Origin of the sequence: Hymenobacter sp. UYCo722, assembly GCF_040547115.1 — a bacterium.
Classification (GTDB): domain Bacteria; phylum Bacteroidota; class Bacteroidia; order Cytophagales; family Hymenobacteraceae; genus Hymenobacter.
Map to the genome: position 1 here is coordinate 72,745 of NZ_JBEPPC010000008.1, position 17,133 is coordinate 89,877.

Sequence of the window (17,133 nt, forward strand, 5' to 3'; positions counted from 1 at the left end):
ATGGGGGTATGCGGGAGGCGAGAACGTCATGCGGAGCGCAGCCGAAGCATCTCTACCGCGCAACTAATCCATTTTAGTATGGCGGTAGAGATGCTTCGGCTGCGCTCCGCATGACGTTTAGTTGGATTCTAATAGTCCTTACAGCGTCGTTCTAGGGTCTTCGTCCACGGTCATCACCTCTTTATTTTCGCGGGCCTTCTGCATGTTACGCTCTTTGCTCTTCGGAATGAGACGCGTGAACAGTTCCCCGAACGTGTTAAACTGCTCGGTGTAGAGTAGCGAGAAGCCGGCCCGGGGCTGGTTGATGGTCTCCAAATCGCGCGGAGTGGTTTCGTAGCGCAGCTTCGCCCGGAACTTGCCGTCGGGGCGCAAGTAGTATTCCAAGCTCAAGTCGCCGAGCAGCGAGGCCTGGCCGGCGGTATTAGCAGTGGAAGGAGTGGTGCCGGTGCCCGTGCCCTGACTCACCAGGTTGGGGTTGTTGGTGAAGCCGCCCTCGCGGGTCACGCGCAGGCGGCCGTTCAGGAAGGAGTAGCTCAGGCGCACCTGCAGGGCCTGCAGCTGGGCGGCGGTGAGCCCGTTGATGTTAAAGTCGATTTCCAGGTTCTGGTCAATCTGCGAGGTGAGCAGGCCCAGCTGGGTGCTCAGAATCTGGCCCAAGCTGTTCGACACTGTATTGTCCTGGCCTTTGATGGAAATGGTGCTGCCCAGCGACGACCCACGCGGCGACAGCTGCTTGAACACCAGCAGGCTGAAAACCTGGCGGTTCAGCTCCTGCTCATCGTTGCGGAGTGAGGCCGTGAAGGCCGCCAAATCGCCCTGTAGCGTGCCCGGCGCGTCGTTGAATTCGAGGTTGAGCTTGATGGCCGGCAGCAGAAGCGGGCCAGTTAGGTTCATCACGGCCGTCACGGGCACCACAGCCACGCTGCCCGACGCGCCACTCTCCAGCACCGGGGCCAGCGACGTGCGCTGCGTGTAGGTAGCCGTGAGGTTCATCTCGCCGGCCAGCGGGTCGCCATTCCAGGAAATGATGCCGCCGGGGCGCACCACGAACTCCTTGTTTACCAGGCCCTGCAGCGTGAAATTATACGCCCCGCGCACGATTTCGACTTGCCCGTACATGTTGAACTCGCCCCGCGTATCGATGGCCAGCCGCAGCTGCCCGGCCGCCGAGCCCCGAATTACGTCGCCGGTGCTCTCATCGAGCAGAATCTCGACGTAGGCCTCCGGCGTGATGGTCAGGTTCATGTTCAGGCGCAGGCCCGACAAGTCCACCTTTTCGGTTGCCGCTACTACCACTTTCTTCGTTTTGGTGGTGTCAAGCAATGGGTTGTTGTTCACGAACTTGATGTAGCCAGCCTTCTCGGCCTTGGCGGCGTTGTCGAGGGGCAGGCTCACGCGGGTGCCAGCCTCGCTGCTGGCTCGCACCGTGATATCGAGGTCGTTGGTGGGCCCCGTGACGCGGGCCGTGCCGGTGGCGTAAGCCGTGCCGAAATACAGCTCGTTGTCCTTGCGCGTCGTGTTGAGCACCTGCATCTTGCGGAAGTTGGCCGCAATGTCCAGGCTCATGTTTTTGAACCCCTGGTGGCGCACAATGCCGTCGACGGTGCCGGTGTTGCCCAGCACGTCGCGCAGCCGCACGTTGCGAAACTCAATCGACGTGTTGGTGAAGCTGATGCGGTCGGAGAAGGTGTAGGTCGTGCCCAGGTAGCCGAACGTGAGGCGGCCGTTGCTCACGTCCACGGCCCCCAGCAGGTTGGGCGCGGCAAACAGGCCCGTGAGCCGCAGCTCGCCGCGCCCCGTGCCGCCGATGTTTTTGAAGAGCGAGCCCAAAAACGGCTGCGCCAGCACCAGGGGGGCATCATTCAGGGTGCCCGTGAGGTTGAATTGGTTGGTTTTGCTACCCGGCGCGATGTCGCCCAGCACCGTGAGCACCGACTGCCCGTTGCGGGCCACGTCGAGGTTGGTGCGCAGCTTACCGGCGGCATTGTCCCAATCGGCCCGGCCGGCCACTTGGCCAATCAGGGTGTTGTCGTACTTCAGCGAATCCACGCCGAGCGTGCTGGTAATCGTGAGGGGGCCGTACACGCCGCTCACCGTGCCCTGGGCGTTCAGGCGGCCGGCCAGGTTTTGGCCGGTCAGGGTTTTGAGGCTGGCCAGCTCGAAGTCCTTGATTTGCAGTTGTAAAGGCGGCTTGGTGGCATCGGGCGAGATAAAGCCCTGCGCCCCCACAAACTGCTCGCCGTTGCTGAACGTCAGGTTCTTGATGTCGAACTCCTTGCCGTAGTTGGAAATCTTAACCGAGTTGTTCTCCGCAATCGTCCAGTCCTTGTCCAGCAAACGCACATCCGACTTCCGAAAAATCACCTCCACCGCCCGCTGCAAAAAGCCCAGCGAGCCGTTGATGGTGGCTTTGTTAGTGGTGCCCGTTTGGGCCAACGAGGTCGAAAAGTTGATGCGCTGCTGGTCCCACACGCCTTCCACGATAAACTTTTCGGTGCGGCCCAGCCCGGGCAGCACCTGCCGGTCGCTCGTAATGCTGGCCTGGGCCAGGATGTCGGGCTGGTAGGGCAGCTTCGAGGTCAGGAAGTCGAAATCGTCGTTCACGGTGCGCACCGGCCCGTAGCGCAGGCTGTCGAGGTGCCCGCCGAGCTGAAAAATGCTGGTGCTGCCGCTCCGGAACGAGCCGTCGATGCGGCTGCCGCCGGCCACCTCCAGCTCGGGTACAAATAGCTGCAGCACCGGGTTGGGCTTCTTCAGGTTCAGCAGCAAATCGACCTGATACACGGGCAGCGTGCGCTGCTGCTTGCGCTGGTAGTAAGCGGCCGTGGCGGCGGCGTTGCTCTCGAAATTGAGGCGGTACTCGGTGATGAGCGTTTGCACGTCGCGCACCACGTCGGAGGTGTTGAAGGTGCCGGCCACGTTGGCGTTCAGGGCCTCCGAGCGCACCGTTACCGTGCGGTAGTTCAGCCGGTTGCGGGTGCTGACAACGTCCAGCGTGTCGAGGCGCAGCACGCGGCCATCGAGCCCGAAGCGCGAGTTCCGCAGGTAGGCGTAGCCGATAAGCGAGTCGAGCTGAATGCCTTTGAACTTCACGTTGGCCGTGGTGCTCACCGTCAGCGGCTGGCTCGTCAGGCCCAGGGTGCGCAGGTTGGCGTAGTCGATTTTGGTTTGCACGTTCACGTTCTCGTGCTTGCGCTCCAGGTCCACGTGGCCGTCGGCCACCAGCCGCACCGCCGGGTCGTTGATGCTGGCGTGTCCGTCGAAGTGCAGGGGCTTGAACACGCCGTCGAAGGCGATGTTGCGGTAGCGGTAGCCGTTCAGCCAGATGGCGGGCACCGTGAGCTTGGCCCGGCCCGTGGCGAAGGCCGGCAGGAAGCCCGTGCCGGCCACGCGCCCGTTCAACGTCACGTCCCGCACTACGCTTTCATCGCCCAAAAACTTGCCCAGCTGAAAGGCCTGGCTGCGCACCGTGCCCTCGTAGGTCGCGTGCGTGAGGTCGGTTTTGGTCTTCAGGTTCACGTCGGTGGCCACAAAGCCCAGGGCGGTGTCGAACGAGGCGTTGGCCACAAAGTCGCTGTAAAAGCCCAGCAGCTGGCCCTGCACTTTCACGCGGCCCAGCGGCTGCACCATCTTGTTGGCCGAGGCCGGCAGCCACTTCTTCAAATCGCGGGCCTCCACCACCGAGGGCAGCAGGCGAAAATCAAAAAAGCTCTCCTTGTAGTTGGGCAGGCCGTCGGCGTGGGCGCGCTTGGCCACGATGTGCGTGCCGGTACCGTAGCGCAAATCGAGGTTGTTTACTTTGAAATCGCGCACGTAGCCCGAGGCATCGCCCGACAGCGCGACCGACTCGTGCAGCTCGCTCAACTGCGGTGCGAAGCTGGCAATGTCTTCGGAATAAATCTTGGAATTGCGCAGGCGCGCAATGGTCTTCATCGAGTCGTTGTAGTCGGTGAAGTTGCTGAACACCCGGAATTCAAACCGCAGGTAATCCTTAATCTGACTGCGCCCCACGCGCAGACTCAAATCCTTAAATTCCCAGAAATGCGCCCCGTACGTCATGTCGGCCGTGATTTCGCGCAGCTGGGTTTTCGAGGGCGTTTCCACTGCGTGCAGCTGGCTGATGCGCAGCCCGAGCGTGTCGCCGAGGTGAATATTGGAGATGTCGGCGTAGATGCTGTCAACCACCATGTGGGCGTAGTCGATGCTCTTGCCGTAGGTTTTGGACCGGGGCACGTCGTCCTTCAAAATGGCGAAATGCCCGTTGCGCAGCGCCACCTTGGCCACCTGGAAATCGAATGGGGCGGACTTTGTCGTGTCCGTTGAGGGGCCGATGAGGCGCTTCACAGCCCGCATAAAATGGCTGAAAGTCGTGGTGTCGGGCTGGCCGGGCAGGTTGCGCAGGATAAAGCGCGGCTCGTTCAGGGTGAGCGTGGCCACGTGCAGGTGGCGCGGGTCGAACACCGAGAACAGCGAAATGTCGGCATCGGCCCGCCCAACGCTGAACAGCTCACCGCCGCGCCGGTCCTGCACCCGCATGCCCTCCAGCAGCACGCTGGAGAAGGGCCGCACGTCGACCCGCCCGATGGTAACGGGTTGGCCCAGCTTGCGGGTGAGCACGGCGGCGGCCTCGCGGGCGAGGCGGGTTTGCACGCTCGGCACCCGTAGTGCCAGCAGCGCCCCCACCACGGCCAGCACCAGCAGCAGCCCGAGGCCCAGCAGTACTTTCAGCAAAATGGCGAGGAAACGACGCACCGGGACAGGAGGGAAGAAAACGAAAAAGACCGATAATCCGCAAAGTTGCGGCTTTTTAGCCAGTTAGGCCAAATGCTTTGGGTTGGCTACGCACAGGAACGGCCGGGGCGCGACCCGGGTTCGCCGTTCGTGCCCGAACTTTGCGCCTTCGCAAGGGTTGGGCCAAACGGTGTTGGCGGTGCAGCTGCATGCTCATCCAGTGCCAATGCGCCTGTTTCATTTGTCATCCTGAGCCGAGCGAAGGACCCTATGACGCCGGAACGAATCGTTAGAGCGCGGTAAGGTCCTTCGCTTCGCTCAGGATGGCAGGCGAAACAGATGCGTAATCTGCTGTTTGACGTTTTTTGCTTTTCTCATTTCTGATACCATGCCCGCCTATCCCATCATCCTCGCCATCGAATCATCTTGCGACGACACCGGGGCCGCCGTGCTGGCCGGTGGTGAGCTGCTAAGCAACGTGGTGGCCACCCAGAAGGTACACGAGCAATACGGCGGCGTGGTGCCCGAGCTGGCTTCGCGCGCCCACCAGCAACACCTGCTGCCCGTCGTCACGGCCGCGCTCAAGCAGGCCGGCATCACCAAGGCTGACCTCGACGCGGTGGCCGTAACCCAGGGCCCCGGCCTGCTGGGCTCCTTATTAGTAGGTGGCATGTTTGCCAAAACCCTGGCCCTGGCCCTCGACAAGCCGCTGCTGGCCGTGAACCATATGCGCGCCCACATCTTGGCCCATTTCATCCGCGACCCCAAGCCAGCATTTCCCTTCCTGTGCCTGACGGTGAGCGGCGGGCACACCCAGTTGGTGGTGGTGAAGTCGGCGCTGGCAATGGACGTTATCGGCTCGACGATTGATGATGCTGCTGGCGAGGCCTTCGACAAAACCGCCAAGCTGCTCGGCCTGCCGTACCCCGGCGGCCCGCATCTCGACAAGCTGGCCCGCCAGGGCGACCCGCTCCGGTTCGCCTTCCCGGTGGGGGCCATGCCGGGCTACGACTTCTCCTTCAGCGGCCTGAAAACGGCGGTGCTTTACTTCCTGAAAAAGCAGACCGCCACCAACCCCGACTTCGTGGCCGAAAACCTGGCCGACCTCTGCGCCGGCATCCAGCACACCATCGTGGCCACGCTGCTGCGCCAGCTGCGTCGCGCCGCCGCCGATACCGGCCTTACGCAGGTGGCGCTGGCTGGGGGCGTGGCCGCCAACTCGGGCCTGCGCACTGCGTTGGAGGCCGAGGCCGTGGCCCAGGGCTGGCAGGTGTTCATCCCCGATTTCGCCTTTTGCACCGATAACGCCGCCATGGTGGCCATGACGGCGCATTTCCAGTACGAGGCCGGCGACTTTGCCAGTCAACTCACCAGCCCCAACCCGCGCCTGAAGCTGACGTAACCTCCCGGCACTATCGTTCTACCTTTGCCGCCTCATCCGCCGCCGTTAGACTAGCACCTGACAACGAATAACTGACAACTAGCCCAATGGCCAAAGAAGCTAAACCCGTCATCATCAACATTAAAAACCGCCGCGCGGGCCACGAATACACCTTTCTGGCCAAGTACGACGCGGGCGTGATGCTGCAAGGGACCGAAATAAAAAGCATCCGCGAGGGCAACGTGAACCTGACCGACGGCTACTGCACCTTCGACCAGCGCGGCGACCTCTGGATTCACAGCATCCGCATCGCGCCTTATTCCTTAGGTACTTACAACAACCACGACGCCATGCGCGCCCGTAAGCTGCTCCTCAACAAGCGCGAGCTGAAGCAGCTGGCCGGCAAAGCGGTGGACCAGGGCCTGACCATCATCCCCCTGCGCCTGTTCGTGACCGACCGCGGCTTCGCTAAAATTGAAATAGCCCTCGCCCAGGGCAAAAAGCTCTACGACAAGCGTAACGACCTCAAGGAAAAAGCCCAGAAGCGCGACATGGACCGGCTGTAGCGGTGAAATGGTGGGGTGGTGAGATGGTGAGTAAGCCCCCAGCTACCGTTCTTTGCATCAACTCACCGCTCACCATTTCACCACCTCACCACTTTGAATCCCGGCATCTGCGCGCTCAGCGCCGTCCCCGTTCGCGCCGAGCCCAACGACCGGGCCGAGCTCGTTACCCAGCTGCTCTTCGGCGAGTGCTATCAGATTTTGGCCACCCAAGGCAGCTGGCTTCAGGTGCAGTTGGCCGCCGATGACTACGTGGGCTGGATGGATTTCAAGCAGCATACGCCCGTTTCGCCGGAGTATTATGCTGCCTGGGGCGCGCAGGACCATCCCCGCGCCCTCGACGTGGTGCAGGCCGTGAGCGATGCCACTACTAAAATTCCGCTCACGCTGGGCTGCCGGCTGCCGTTTTTCGACGGCATGAACGTGCGCATCGGCGACCAGTTGTACTTCTACAACGGCACCGCCACCAACCCCACCGCCGCGCCCGACCTGGGCCGCCAAACGGCCCTGCTGCGCAAAATTGCCCTCATGTACCTGAAGGCCCCTTATGTGTGGGGCGGCAAAAGCGTTTTCGGGCTCGACTGCTCGGGCCTGTGCCAGCAGCTCTACGGGTTGGTGGGCATTCAGCTGCCGCGCGATGCCCGCCAGCAGGTCGACCATGGCCGGCCGGTGCATTTCGTGACTCAGACCAAGCCCGGCGACCTGGCATTTTTCGACAACGCCGAGGGCCGCATCGTGCACGTGGGCATGGTGCTAGACGAAGGCCAGATTCTGCACGCCCACGGCGAGGTGCGCCTCGACCCGCTCGACCACAACGGCATCTTCAACCGCGGTCGGCAGAAGTATTCGCACCAGCTGCGCCTGATAAAGCGCCTGCTGCCGGAGTAAGGAGAGGAGGGGGAGGCGCGAGCAGCTTGTGAACAGAACGTCATGCTGAGCGCAGCCGAAGCATGACGTTCGTTTTTCCTTCCCCAACCGCTCACTGAACTTAACCCTGCCGCACTTGTTTATCTGGCCGGAAACCGCTAGCTTTCGGCGGGTTATCCGAACCCAAAAGTGTGTATGGACCAAAAAGTGTTAGTGCTGAATGGCGACTATACCGCCATCACCCTGTGCAGCGTGCAAAAGGCGTTTGTACTCCTGTTTCTGGACAAGGCGGAAATGATAGCGAAGTCCGAACACGGCACGCTGCGGACTATTTCGCACGCCTATCCCAAGCCGAGCATCATCCGCCTGCAACGCTACGTGCGCGTGCCCTACAAAGGCATCGCGCTGAGCCGCCACAATATTTTCAAGCGCGACCATTTTGAGTGTCAGTATTGCGGCTCGCTCAAAAACCTGACCCTCGACCACGTACTGCCCCGCTCGCGCGGCGGCGAATCGAGCTGGACGAATCTGCTCACGGCTTGCGCCCGCTGCAACCACGCCAAGGGTCATCACACGCCCAGCGAGGCCGGCCTAACCATTCGGCAGCAGCCCAAAAAGCCCACGCTGGCGGGTTTTCTGCGCCTGTCGGCGGGCACGATTGACCAGAACTGGCATGCGTACCTGAACTAACTTTCGGGCCTTGGCCAACTATGTTGGCATGGATGGTGTTGAGGAGGGGTATCTTTACCGCTCAATATTCCCATCTCTCCGCCTATGGCCCTTCCCCGCTTTGCTGCCAGTCGCTCGTTTCATACCGAGCTCAAAACCCGAATCAATCAATACTTCGAAGAGTCGGGGCAGCGAATGACGGGCAACTTCAGCCTTCTATTCAAGGCGGTGTTGTTGGTCAGTATTCTGATTGCGCTTTACGTGCATCTGGTGTTTTTCACGCCGCCCACCGGCTGGGCGCTGCTGGAATGCGCATTGGTGGGCCTCGATATCGCGGCCATTGGCTTTAATGTGATGCACGACGGGGCGCACGGCAGCTTCTCGCGCTTTGCCTGGGTGAATAAGCTGGCGGCCTACACGCTCGGCGTGCTCGGCGGCAGCCCCTACATGTGGAACTCCAAGCACAACCTCATCCACCACACCTACACCAACATCGAGGGCCACGACGATGACATCAACATCCAGCCCTGGATGCGCATGACGCCCGACCAGCCCAAGCATGCCCTGCACCGCTACCAGCATTTCTACTTCTGGGCGCTGTACTGCATGCTCTACATCTCCTGGATTTTCGCGATGGACTACCAGAAGTACTTCTCGCGCCAGATTGGAGCCATTGGCCTCAAGCCCATGAACGCCGGTGAGCACGTCAGCTTCTGGGGCTTCAAGGCGCTGAACCTGCTGCTGTACGTGGCGCTGCCTATCTACATGGTGGGCTTTCTGCCTTGGCTGGCCGGCTTCATGCTGAGCACGGCCGTGGCTGGCCTGGTACTGAGCATGGTGTTCCAGCTGGCCCACACCGTGGAAGATGCCGCTTTCCCGGTGCCCCACGCCGTTACGAGCAAGCTGGAGGACGAGTGGGCCATTCACCAAGTGCGCACCACCGCCAACTTCGCGACCGACAACAAAGTGATTAGCTGGCTGGTAGGCGGCCTAAACTTCCAGATTGAGCACCACCTGTTCCCCAAAATCTCGCACGTACACTACCCGGCCATCAGCAAAATTGTGCAGCAGGTTTGCGCCGAGTTCGATGTGACGTACAACAACTACAAGCACACCCGCACCGCCATTGCCTCGCACGTGGGCTACCTGCGCCAGATGGGCCGCGCGGCCTAAGGCTATGCGCCGGTCTAGGTCTAAATTGGTCTGACCGCCCTAGGCGGTCTGACCGGTTGTCGGGAGGTTGAACTGGTGGTTCTTCAACCGGTCAGACCGCCTAGGGCGGTCAGACCAGCGCCCACAGAAAAGGCCCCGACGCAATTGTGTCGGGGCCTTTTGCTTGTGCAGAAATTAACTAATTACTTGCCGCCCACAAAGGTTAGCAGGTCTTTGGTCAGCTTGTCTTTGGCCGTGAAAAACAGGCCGTGGGGCTCGCCTTCGTACACTTTCAGCTCGGCACCGGCCACCATTTTGGCAGTGCGCTCGCCGCTCACGGGGAAGGGCACGGTCTGGTCCTTATCGCCGTGAATGACGAGGGTGGGCACCGTGATTTTCTTCAGGTCGTCGCGGAAGTCGGTGCCCGAGAAGGAGGTCACGCAGTCGTCGGTAGCGTTGGGGGCGGCTAGCGTGGTCACGGTCTGGTTCCAGTTCAGCACGGCCTGGCTCACGGGGTGACTGATGAGGCTCTGGCCGTAGAAGTCCTTGGCGAAGCTTTCGAGGAAAGCAAAACGGTCCTCTTTGATACCCTTGTGCATGCCATCGAATACCTTTTGCGGTACGCCCTCGGGGTTATCGCCGGTGTGCAGCATGTAGGGCGTCACGGCGCTCACGAAGGCCACGCGGGCAATGCGCTGCTGGCCGTAGTTGCCGATGTAGCGGGCAATTTCGCCGCCACCCATCGAGAAGCCCACCAGCGTCACGCCGGTCAGGTCGAGCTCGGTGAGCAGGGCGTTGAGGTCGGCAGCCAGGGTGTCGTAGTCGTAGCCGCCCCAGGGGCGCGACGAGCGGCCGAATCCGCGCCGGTCGTAGGCAATCACGCGGTGGCCGGCCTGGGCCAGCGCCACGGCCTGATGCTCCCACATGGTGTGGTCGAGGGGCCAGCCGTGGATGAGCACCACCGGCGCGCCCTGCCCCCAGTCTTCGTAGAAAATATTTACCGGATGCCCGGCCTTGTCGTTGCCTGCTTTGATATGCGCCATGTTTGAAAGAGTCGTTGAAGTGAAATTATATTCACTTCTTCTCTTACCCCCGGCCGGTGGGCAGGGTTACGAAATGCCCGGGTTTTACTGCCCGCCGCTAGACCAGGGCCGCTGAGGTTTCGGGCTCTTTGCGCTCGCCAATCTGCTGGCGCCACATGGCGTAGTACAGGCCCTTTTGGGCCAGCAGGTCGGCGTGGCCGCCCTGCTCGGCAATGTGGCCGCGCTCGAGTACAAAAATGCGGTCGGCGTGCAGGATGGTGCTGAGCCGGTGGGCAATGAGAATGGTCATGTGCTGGCGCGAGCCGGACAGCTCGCGTACCGTTTTGCCAATTTCTTCCTCCGTGAGCGAGTCGAGGGCTGAAGTGGCTTCGTCGAACACCATGAGGGTGGGCTTGCGCAGCAGGGCGCGGGCAATGCTGAGGCGCTGCTTCTCGCCGCCCGAAACCTTCACGCCGCCTTCGCCAATTACGGTGCCGAGGCCGAGCGGGGCGCGGGCCAGCAGGGTGTCGGCCGCGGCCTGGTGCAGGGCGTGCAGGCATTCCTCGTCGGTGGCGTGGGGGGCCACGAACAGCAGGTTCTCGCGGATGGTGCCGGCAAACAGCTGGGTGTCCTGCGTCACGAAGCCGATTTGCTCGCGCAGCTCATCGAGGTCGATTTCCGAGCCGGGGATGCCGTTGTAGCGAATCTCGCCCGAGAGGGGCGGGTAGAGGCCGACCAGCAGCTTCACGAGCGTGGTTTTGCCCGAGCCCGAGGGCCCCACAAAGGCGATGGTTTCGCCGAGCTTCACCCCAAAGGAAATGTTGGACAGGGCCTTGCCCTTGGCCGTGAGGTGCTGGAAGCTGACGTGCTCGAAGGCCAGGTTTTCGATGTGCGCCACCGACTGCGGGTGCAGTGGCTTCACATCCTTGGGCGTGTCGAGAATCGACTGGAAGTTGCCGAGCGAAATCTCGGTTTCGCGGTACACGCCGATGATGTTGCCCAGCTCCTGCAACGGCCCGAAGATGGAGAACGAATAGATGAAGAACGAGAAAAACTGCCCCAGGCTGATGTGGCGCTGCACCAGCAGGTACAGCAGCAGCAGTACAATCACGTTGCGGAGCAGGTTCACGAAAGTGCCCTGCACGAAGCTGAGCGAGCGCAGGTAGCGCACCTTGCGCAGCTCCAGCTTCAGGATTTTGTTGGTAGTGGCGTTCAGGCGCTCAGTTTCCTGCTGGGCCAGTCCCAGGCTCTTGATGAGTTCAATGTTGCGCAGGCTTTCGGTGGTGGAGCCGGCCAGGGCCGTGGTTTCGGCCACAATGGTTTTCTGAATCACCTTGATGCGCTTGCTCAGAAAAAAGCTCAGAATGCCCAGCAGCGGAATGGTGAGGAAGTAGCCCAGCGCAATGGGCCAGTATACCGTGATGGCGTACCACATGACGAAAATGATGCCCACCATCGCTGTAAACAGCACGTTCACGAAGCTCTGAATCAGTTTCTCCACGTCGATGCGCACCTTCTGGAGCTTGCCCAGGGTCTCGCCCGAGCGCTGGTCTTCGAACACCTGGTAGGGCAGCTCCAGCGAGTGGCGCAGGCCATCGGAGTACATTTTGGCCCCCAGCCGCTGGGTGATGACGTTGACGTAGTAATCCTGGAAATTCTTGGCGATGCGCGATACCATGGCCGCGCCCAGCATTAGGCCGATGTAGGGCAGGGCCTCGCGCAGAAACGGCCCGAATGGCACCAGCCGAACGGCCGCCAGCTCGCTGCCCTTGGGCGAAAAGTGGTCGATAAGCTTACGAAAGAAATACGGGTCGAGCAGCGAGAACACCTGGTTGACGGTGGCCAGCCCGAGGGCCAGCACCAGCAGCGGCCAGTAGTTGCGCAGGTAGCTATAAAGGATTTTCATAAGGGGAACACACAAGTTGTCCGGCCGGGCCGGCCAGAAGGCAAGCAACCCGGCCGGTTGGCAATGGTTTGGGAAAACGTTTGGCCCACGACCGGGCCGAAGCGTGGCTTATACCGCCCGGGCTTCGGTGCGGCTGCGCAGCACTAGTACCACCACCAGCAGCACCAACGACACGATGGCCGGTACACCATTGGCTAGGCCGCCGGGGATTTTGGTGGCGTGCATGAACACCGCCCCAATCATGATAATGATGAGGCCCATGGCCGCCGGGCGCACCGTGCGCGGCACCAGCAGCCCAATGCCGCCCAGCAGCTCGGCTACGCCAATGAAGCCGCCAAACCAGCCGGGCAAGCCCAGCTGGCCAAACATGGCCATGGTACCGTCGAGGTTTAGGAGCTTTTGGCTGCCACCATAAACGAAGGAGGCGGCCAGTAGGGCCTGCAAAATCCAGGCGATGATGTTGCGTACGGAAGGACTCATAAAAAATCAGAAAATGGTGAATACCGCGTTGTGAGTGCCAAAGTTGCGAATTGCGGCGGTGCACCTGCCTCCGGCAGACGCTGGACGGGCGCAAATACTTTATCGGTTGCTGGCTTAATCCCGGTATTCGGGCTACGACGGAGGGCGATGGGCCGACTGGCTCGGGTTGCCTGACGTGGCCCGACATAGCCCGACATGGCTTTTTCGCAACAGCAGCTGGTACGGCTTTGAGGCCGCCAGCGGCCGGAACCGGGCATCGTGGCGAATAGCCGGTGCGGGCGTCCGTCGGCTCTTGGCTGCTTCGGGATGGAGCGGGCAGGGGCCGGCTTGGCATTCCAAGCCGGCGAGCCCAAGGGAATTGAATTAATGGCAGATAAAATTTAAGTATTTATCCCTGATAGAATTCGTAGTTAAACGGATTAAAATACGATTAAATATTACGAAGTTTGTGTCGTAAATAACTATTCTGGGAAGAGTTATGGGCGTACAAGTAATTCTCTGCCTCCCGCCCAGCCTCCTTTTGTTCAGCCAACCCCCACGATGACAACGGTTTTCCACGAGCTACTGCCTGATAGCTACCTGATTACCCTGGCCCCGGGCCCGGTCGATACCTCCGAGGTAGCCTTGGCTCGCCGGCTGCGGTGCGCCGAGCGTAGCGGCAAGCCCGAAGTGTGGGTCGATTGTGGGCTGCTGACCGAGCTATCCGGCGAAGCGGCCCGCCTGCTGTGGGACGCGCACTATCAGCTCCAGGAGCGATTTGCCCACCTGGTGCTGGTGCACGTAGCCGAACCGGTGAGGAAAACCCTGCTGGCGCAGTACCTGGGTCCCACGCCGCGCATCGTGCCCACGCTGCTTGACGCCGTGCGGCAGGCCCCGGCCACGCGATGGGCAGCCAACGTGCGGCAGCTGGCCCACAACTAACCCCCCCCGGACGGGGCCTGTGGGTTGGTGCGGGCCCAGGGCAGCTGGCCCAGCATGTGCAGCGGTACTACGTAGTCGATGTCGACGTTTTGCAGGGCGCTCTGGGGCATGCCGGGGAACTCGGCCTCGGCGGGCTCCTGCACGATGGCAATGCCGCCGCAGGGCTTACTGAACTCCAGGCCGGCGGTGCCATTGTGCAGCATGCCCGTGAGCACGATGCCCACCGTGCGCGGCCCATCGGCCACGGCCGCCGACCGAAACAGCGCATCGACCGACGGGCGGTAATAGTTCTCGCGCGGGCCCCGGATTAGCGGTAAATTTGCCGGGGTGGCCTGGGCCGCTCCCCGCCGCTCGCCGCTCCATGACCGAACCCGCCGCCCCTGCGCCCGCCACCGAGCCCGGCCTTGGCAGCAACTCCCCCGAGGCAATGCCGCGCGATGGCGATGAGCTGCGCCTGCCCGCCCTGCGCCGCGAGGCCGCCCGCGCCGCGTCAGCCGCCTCGTTTCCGGTGGTGGCGCTGGGGGGCTCGGCGGGGTCTCTGACGGCGTTTGAGCAGTTTTTTCGGGCGCTGCCGGCGGGCAGCGGCATGGCCTTCGTGGTCATCACCCACCTCTCGCCCGGCCAGGAATCGGCGCTGGCCCAGGTGCTGCAGCACTTCACCCCCATGCCGGTGCAAGAGGCCACCGACGGCCTGCCCGTGCGCCCCAACCAGGTGTACGTCATCCCGCCCAACCGCGACATGAGCATCCTGCACGGCACGCTGCTGCTGTTCACGCCTACGCAGCCACCGGGCCGCCGCCTGCCCATTGACTTCTTTTTTCAGAGTCTGGCCAAGGATGCCCGCGAAAGGGCCGTGTGCATCATCTGCTCGGGGCTGGGCACCGATGGCACGCTGGGGCTGAGGATGGTGATGGAAAACGTTGGGATGGTGATGGTGCAGGACCCCGCCACGGCCGAGTTCGACTCGATGCCCCGCTCGGCGCTGGCCACCGAGTTTGTGGACTACGTGCTGCCGGCCGGCGAGCTGCCGGCCCGCTTGCTGGAGTATGTGCGCCACCCGCCGCACCGGCCCCGGCGCGAGGTCGGCACCTCCGGCCAGCCCCGGCCGGCCCATGCCCTGCAAAAGATTTTTCACCTCATCCGGGCCCAGACCGGACACGACTTCTCCTTTTACAAGCGCAACACGGTATTTCGGCGCATCGAGCGGCGCATGAGCGCCCACCAGCTCACCGATTTCGCGCACTACGTGCGCTTTTTGCAGGAAACCCCGGCGGAGGTTACGGCCCTGTTCAAGGAGCTGCTGATTGGGGTGACCAGGTTTTTCCGCGACCGCGAGGCGTTTGAGCAGTTGCAAGCCCGGCTGCTGCCACTGCTGCGCCAGAAACCCAAAGGCAGCACCGTTCGGGTGTGGGCCCCCGGCTGCTCGACGGGCGAGGAGGCCTACAGCCTGGCCATTGTGCTGCTCGAAGCCCTCGACGGGGTGGTGCGCCCCCGGCACCTGAGTATCCAGATTTTCGCCACCGATATCAACCCCGATGCCATCGACGCGGCGCGCACCGGCGAGTACGCCAGCAGCCTGGTGCCCGATGTGAGCCCCGAGCGCCTGCGCCGCTTTTTCGTGCCAACCGAGGGCGGCTACCGCGTGAAGAAGGAAGTGCGCGACGCCGTGGTGTTTGCCGTGCACGATTTGAACAAGGACGCACCCTTCACTAAGCTCGACTTGCTGGTGTGCCGCAACCTGCTCATCTATTTCAGCGCCGAACTGCAGAAGGCCCTGATTCCGGTTTTTCACTACGCCCTGAACCCGGGCGGGCTGCTGCTGCTGGGCCCCAGCGAGAACCTGACCGGCTTTCAGGACCTGTTTCAGGCCCTGGACGTGAAATGGAAGCTCGTGCGCCGCACCGAGCCGCCGGCGTCCCGGGCGCGGCTGGCTAATTTTCCTTTTTTGATGGGCCAGCCGCTGCTCTCGGCCCTGCCTCTTGCTACTTTGCCCGGCCCTATGCTCCCCGCCATCACATCCAAAGACGGCCCGTTTGCCGCGCTGGTGCAGCGCCTGCTGCTGCGCCAGTACACGCCGCCCGCCGTGGTGATAAATCTCAAAGGCGACATTCTGTACGTGAACGGGCGCACCGGCCGCTTCCTGGAGCCGGCTCCCGGGCTGGGTGCGATGAACGTGTTCGACATGGCCCGTGAGGAGCTCAACTACGAGCTGAGCGCGGCCGTGCACCAGGCCCTGGCCACCCGCGAAGCCGTGGTGCTGGCCAGTGTGCAGCTGCGCGTGGAGGCGGGCGTGCAGCGGCTGCGCCTCACGGTGCAGCCGCTGCTGGAGGAGGGCGAGGCCCTGGCCGGCCTGCTGCTGGTGGTGTTTGAGGAGCAGCCCACGCCCCGCCGCCAGCGCAAGGCCGCCGCGCCCGCGCCCGATGCCCCCGGGCAGGCGCTGGCCCTGGCAAAGGAGCTGCAGTACACCAAGCACCGCCTGCAATCGACCGTCGAGGAGATGGAAAGTAGCTTGGAAGTGCTCAAAAGCACCAACGAGGAGCTGCAGAGCACCAACGAAGAGCTGCAAAGCACCAACGAGGAGGCCATGACCAACAAGGAGGAGATGCAGAGCCTGAACGAGGAGCTGATGACCCTGAACCTGCAGTACCTCAACAAAACCGAGGAGCTGAGCCAGGCCGCCAACGACATGAAAAACCTGCTCGATGCGACGGAAATAGCCACCATCTTCCTCGACCACGACCTGGTGATAAAGCGCTTCACGCCGCCGGTGCACCGCATTGTGCCGCTGCTGCCCGCCGACGTGGGCCGGCCCATCACGCACTTTGCCAGCTTGCTGCGCTACGACCGCCTGGCCCAGGACCTGCGCCTGGTGCTCGACCGCCTCGTGCCCATCGAGGCCAACATTCAGACCATCCAGGGCGAGTGGTACGCCATGCGCGTGCTGCCCTACCGCACCCTCGATAACTACATCAGCGGGGCCGTCATCACCTTCACCGACATCACGGCCCTCAAAACCCTCGAAAGCCAGCTTCAGGAAAGCACCCGCTTCGCCGAGAGCATCGTGGAAAGCATGCGCGAGCCCCTGCTCGTGCTCGATGCCAGCCAGCGGGTGCTGGCCATCAGCGGGGCGTTTGGCCAGCTGTTCGGGCTCGATGTGGCGGCCATCAAAGGGCTGCCGCTGCGCGAGCTCGACGGCGGGGCCTGGCAGCAGCCAGCCCTGCGCCGGCAGCTGGAAGAGGCACTGGCCCACCCCGGGCAGCCGTTTGAGAACTTTAGCTACGCCGCCGATTTTCCCGGGGCTGGGCCCCGCACGCTGCTGCTCAACGGGCGGGCCCTTGTTAGCCACGGGGCCCAAACGGGCTGCCTGCTGCTGGGCGTGCAGGAAGCCTGAGCCCCGCGTAGCCGGGAAACAAAGCCCGGCCGTGTGCGTAAGGGAGGTCT

Annotated in this window: 12 protein-coding genes; 7 read left to right on the plus strand and 5 right to left on the minus strand. The window is 62.6% G+C overall.

Annotated elements, in window-relative coordinates:
• Positions 1-138 precede the first annotated feature (138 nt).
• Complete coding sequence (locus tag ABIB44_RS17150; RefSeq protein WP_354585896.1) at positions 139-4,752, minus strand: translocation/assembly module TamB domain-containing protein; 4,614 nt, start codon at positions 4,750-4,752, stop codon at positions 139-141.
• A gap of 367 nt (positions 4,753-5,119) precedes the next feature.
• Here ABIB44_RS17150 and tsaD point away from each other — a divergent pair, with 367 nt between their 5' ends.
• The 5 genes from tsaD (at position 5,120) to ABIB44_RS17175 (ending at position 9,384) form a co-directional block, all read left to right on the plus strand.
• Complete coding sequence (tsaD, locus tag ABIB44_RS17155) at positions 5,120-6,133, plus strand: tRNA (adenosine(37)-N6)-threonylcarbamoyltransferase complex transferase subunit TsaD (RefSeq protein ID WP_354585897.1); 1,014 nt, start codon at positions 5,120-5,122, stop codon at positions 6,131-6,133.
• 86 nt (positions 6,134-6,219) lie between these two features.
• Positions 6,220-6,678, plus strand: a complete 459-nt coding sequence (smpB, locus tag ABIB44_RS17160; protein ID WP_354585898.1) for an SsrA-binding protein SmpB — start codon at positions 6,220-6,222, stop codon at positions 6,676-6,678.
• A gap of 93 nt (positions 6,679-6,771) precedes the next feature.
• A complete protein-coding gene (locus tag ABIB44_RS17165; RefSeq protein WP_354585899.1) occupies positions 6,772-7,563 on the plus strand; it encodes a C40 family peptidase in 792 nt (263 codons plus the stop codon).
• Between the two features lie 174 nt (positions 7,564-7,737).
• The gene (locus ABIB44_RS17170) at positions 7,738-8,232 is read left to right on the plus strand and encodes an HNH endonuclease (RefSeq protein WP_354585900.1); all 495 of its coding nucleotides are present in this window, start codon (positions 7,738-7,740) and stop codon (positions 8,230-8,232) included.
• An 84-nt stretch (positions 8,233-8,316) separates the two neighbouring features.
• A complete protein-coding gene (locus ABIB44_RS17175; RefSeq protein ID WP_354585901.1) occupies positions 8,317-9,384 on the plus strand; it encodes a fatty acid desaturase family protein in 1,068 nt (355 codons plus the stop codon).
• 182 nt (positions 9,385-9,566) lie between these two features.
• On the opposite strand, the gene ABIB44_RS17180 is transcribed toward ABIB44_RS17175, so the two are convergent.
• The 3 genes from ABIB44_RS17180 to ABIB44_RS17190 all read right to left on the minus strand — a co-directional run bounded on the left by ABIB44_RS17180 (position 9,567) and on the right by ABIB44_RS17190 (position 12,771).
• On the minus strand, positions 9,567-10,406 hold the full coding sequence (locus tag ABIB44_RS17180) for an alpha/beta fold hydrolase (protein WP_354585902.1): 840 nt from the start codon (positions 10,404-10,406) through the stop codon (positions 9,567-9,569).
• Between the two features lie 97 nt (positions 10,407-10,503).
• Positions 10,504-12,291: an ABC transporter ATP-binding protein gene (locus ABIB44_RS17185; RefSeq protein ID WP_354585903.1), complete on the minus strand. Its 1,788-nt coding sequence runs from the start codon at positions 12,289-12,291 to the stop codon at positions 10,504-10,506.
• A gap of 108 nt (positions 12,292-12,399) precedes the next feature.
• Positions 12,400-12,771, minus strand: a complete 372-nt coding sequence (locus ABIB44_RS17190) for a DoxX family protein (RefSeq protein WP_354585904.1) — start codon at positions 12,769-12,771, stop codon at positions 12,400-12,402.
• A gap of 540 nt (positions 12,772-13,311) precedes the next feature.
• On the opposite strand from ABIB44_RS17190, the gene ABIB44_RS17195 reads away from it, so the two are divergent.
• Complete coding sequence (locus tag ABIB44_RS17195) at positions 13,312-13,692, plus strand: hypothetical protein (RefSeq protein WP_354585905.1); 381 nt, start codon at positions 13,312-13,314, stop codon at positions 13,690-13,692.
• Here ABIB44_RS17195 and ABIB44_RS17200 read toward each other — a convergent pair.
• Entirely contained in the window at positions 13,689-14,120 is a 432-nt protein-coding gene (locus ABIB44_RS17200) for a chemotaxis protein CheB (protein WP_354585906.1), read from the minus strand. The two genes, ABIB44_RS17195 and ABIB44_RS17200, sit on opposite strands and share 4 nt — an antisense overlap.
• On the opposite strand from ABIB44_RS17200, the gene ABIB44_RS17205 reads away from it, so the two are divergent.
• Positions 14,054-17,083 carry a CheR family methyltransferase gene (locus ABIB44_RS17205; RefSeq protein ID WP_354585907.1) on the plus strand — a complete coding sequence of 1,010 codons (3,030 nt, stop codon included), beginning with the start codon at positions 14,054-14,056 and terminating at the stop codon, positions 17,081-17,083. The two genes, ABIB44_RS17200 and ABIB44_RS17205, sit on opposite strands and share 67 nt — an antisense overlap.
• Positions 17,084-17,133: the final 50 nt, after the last annotated feature.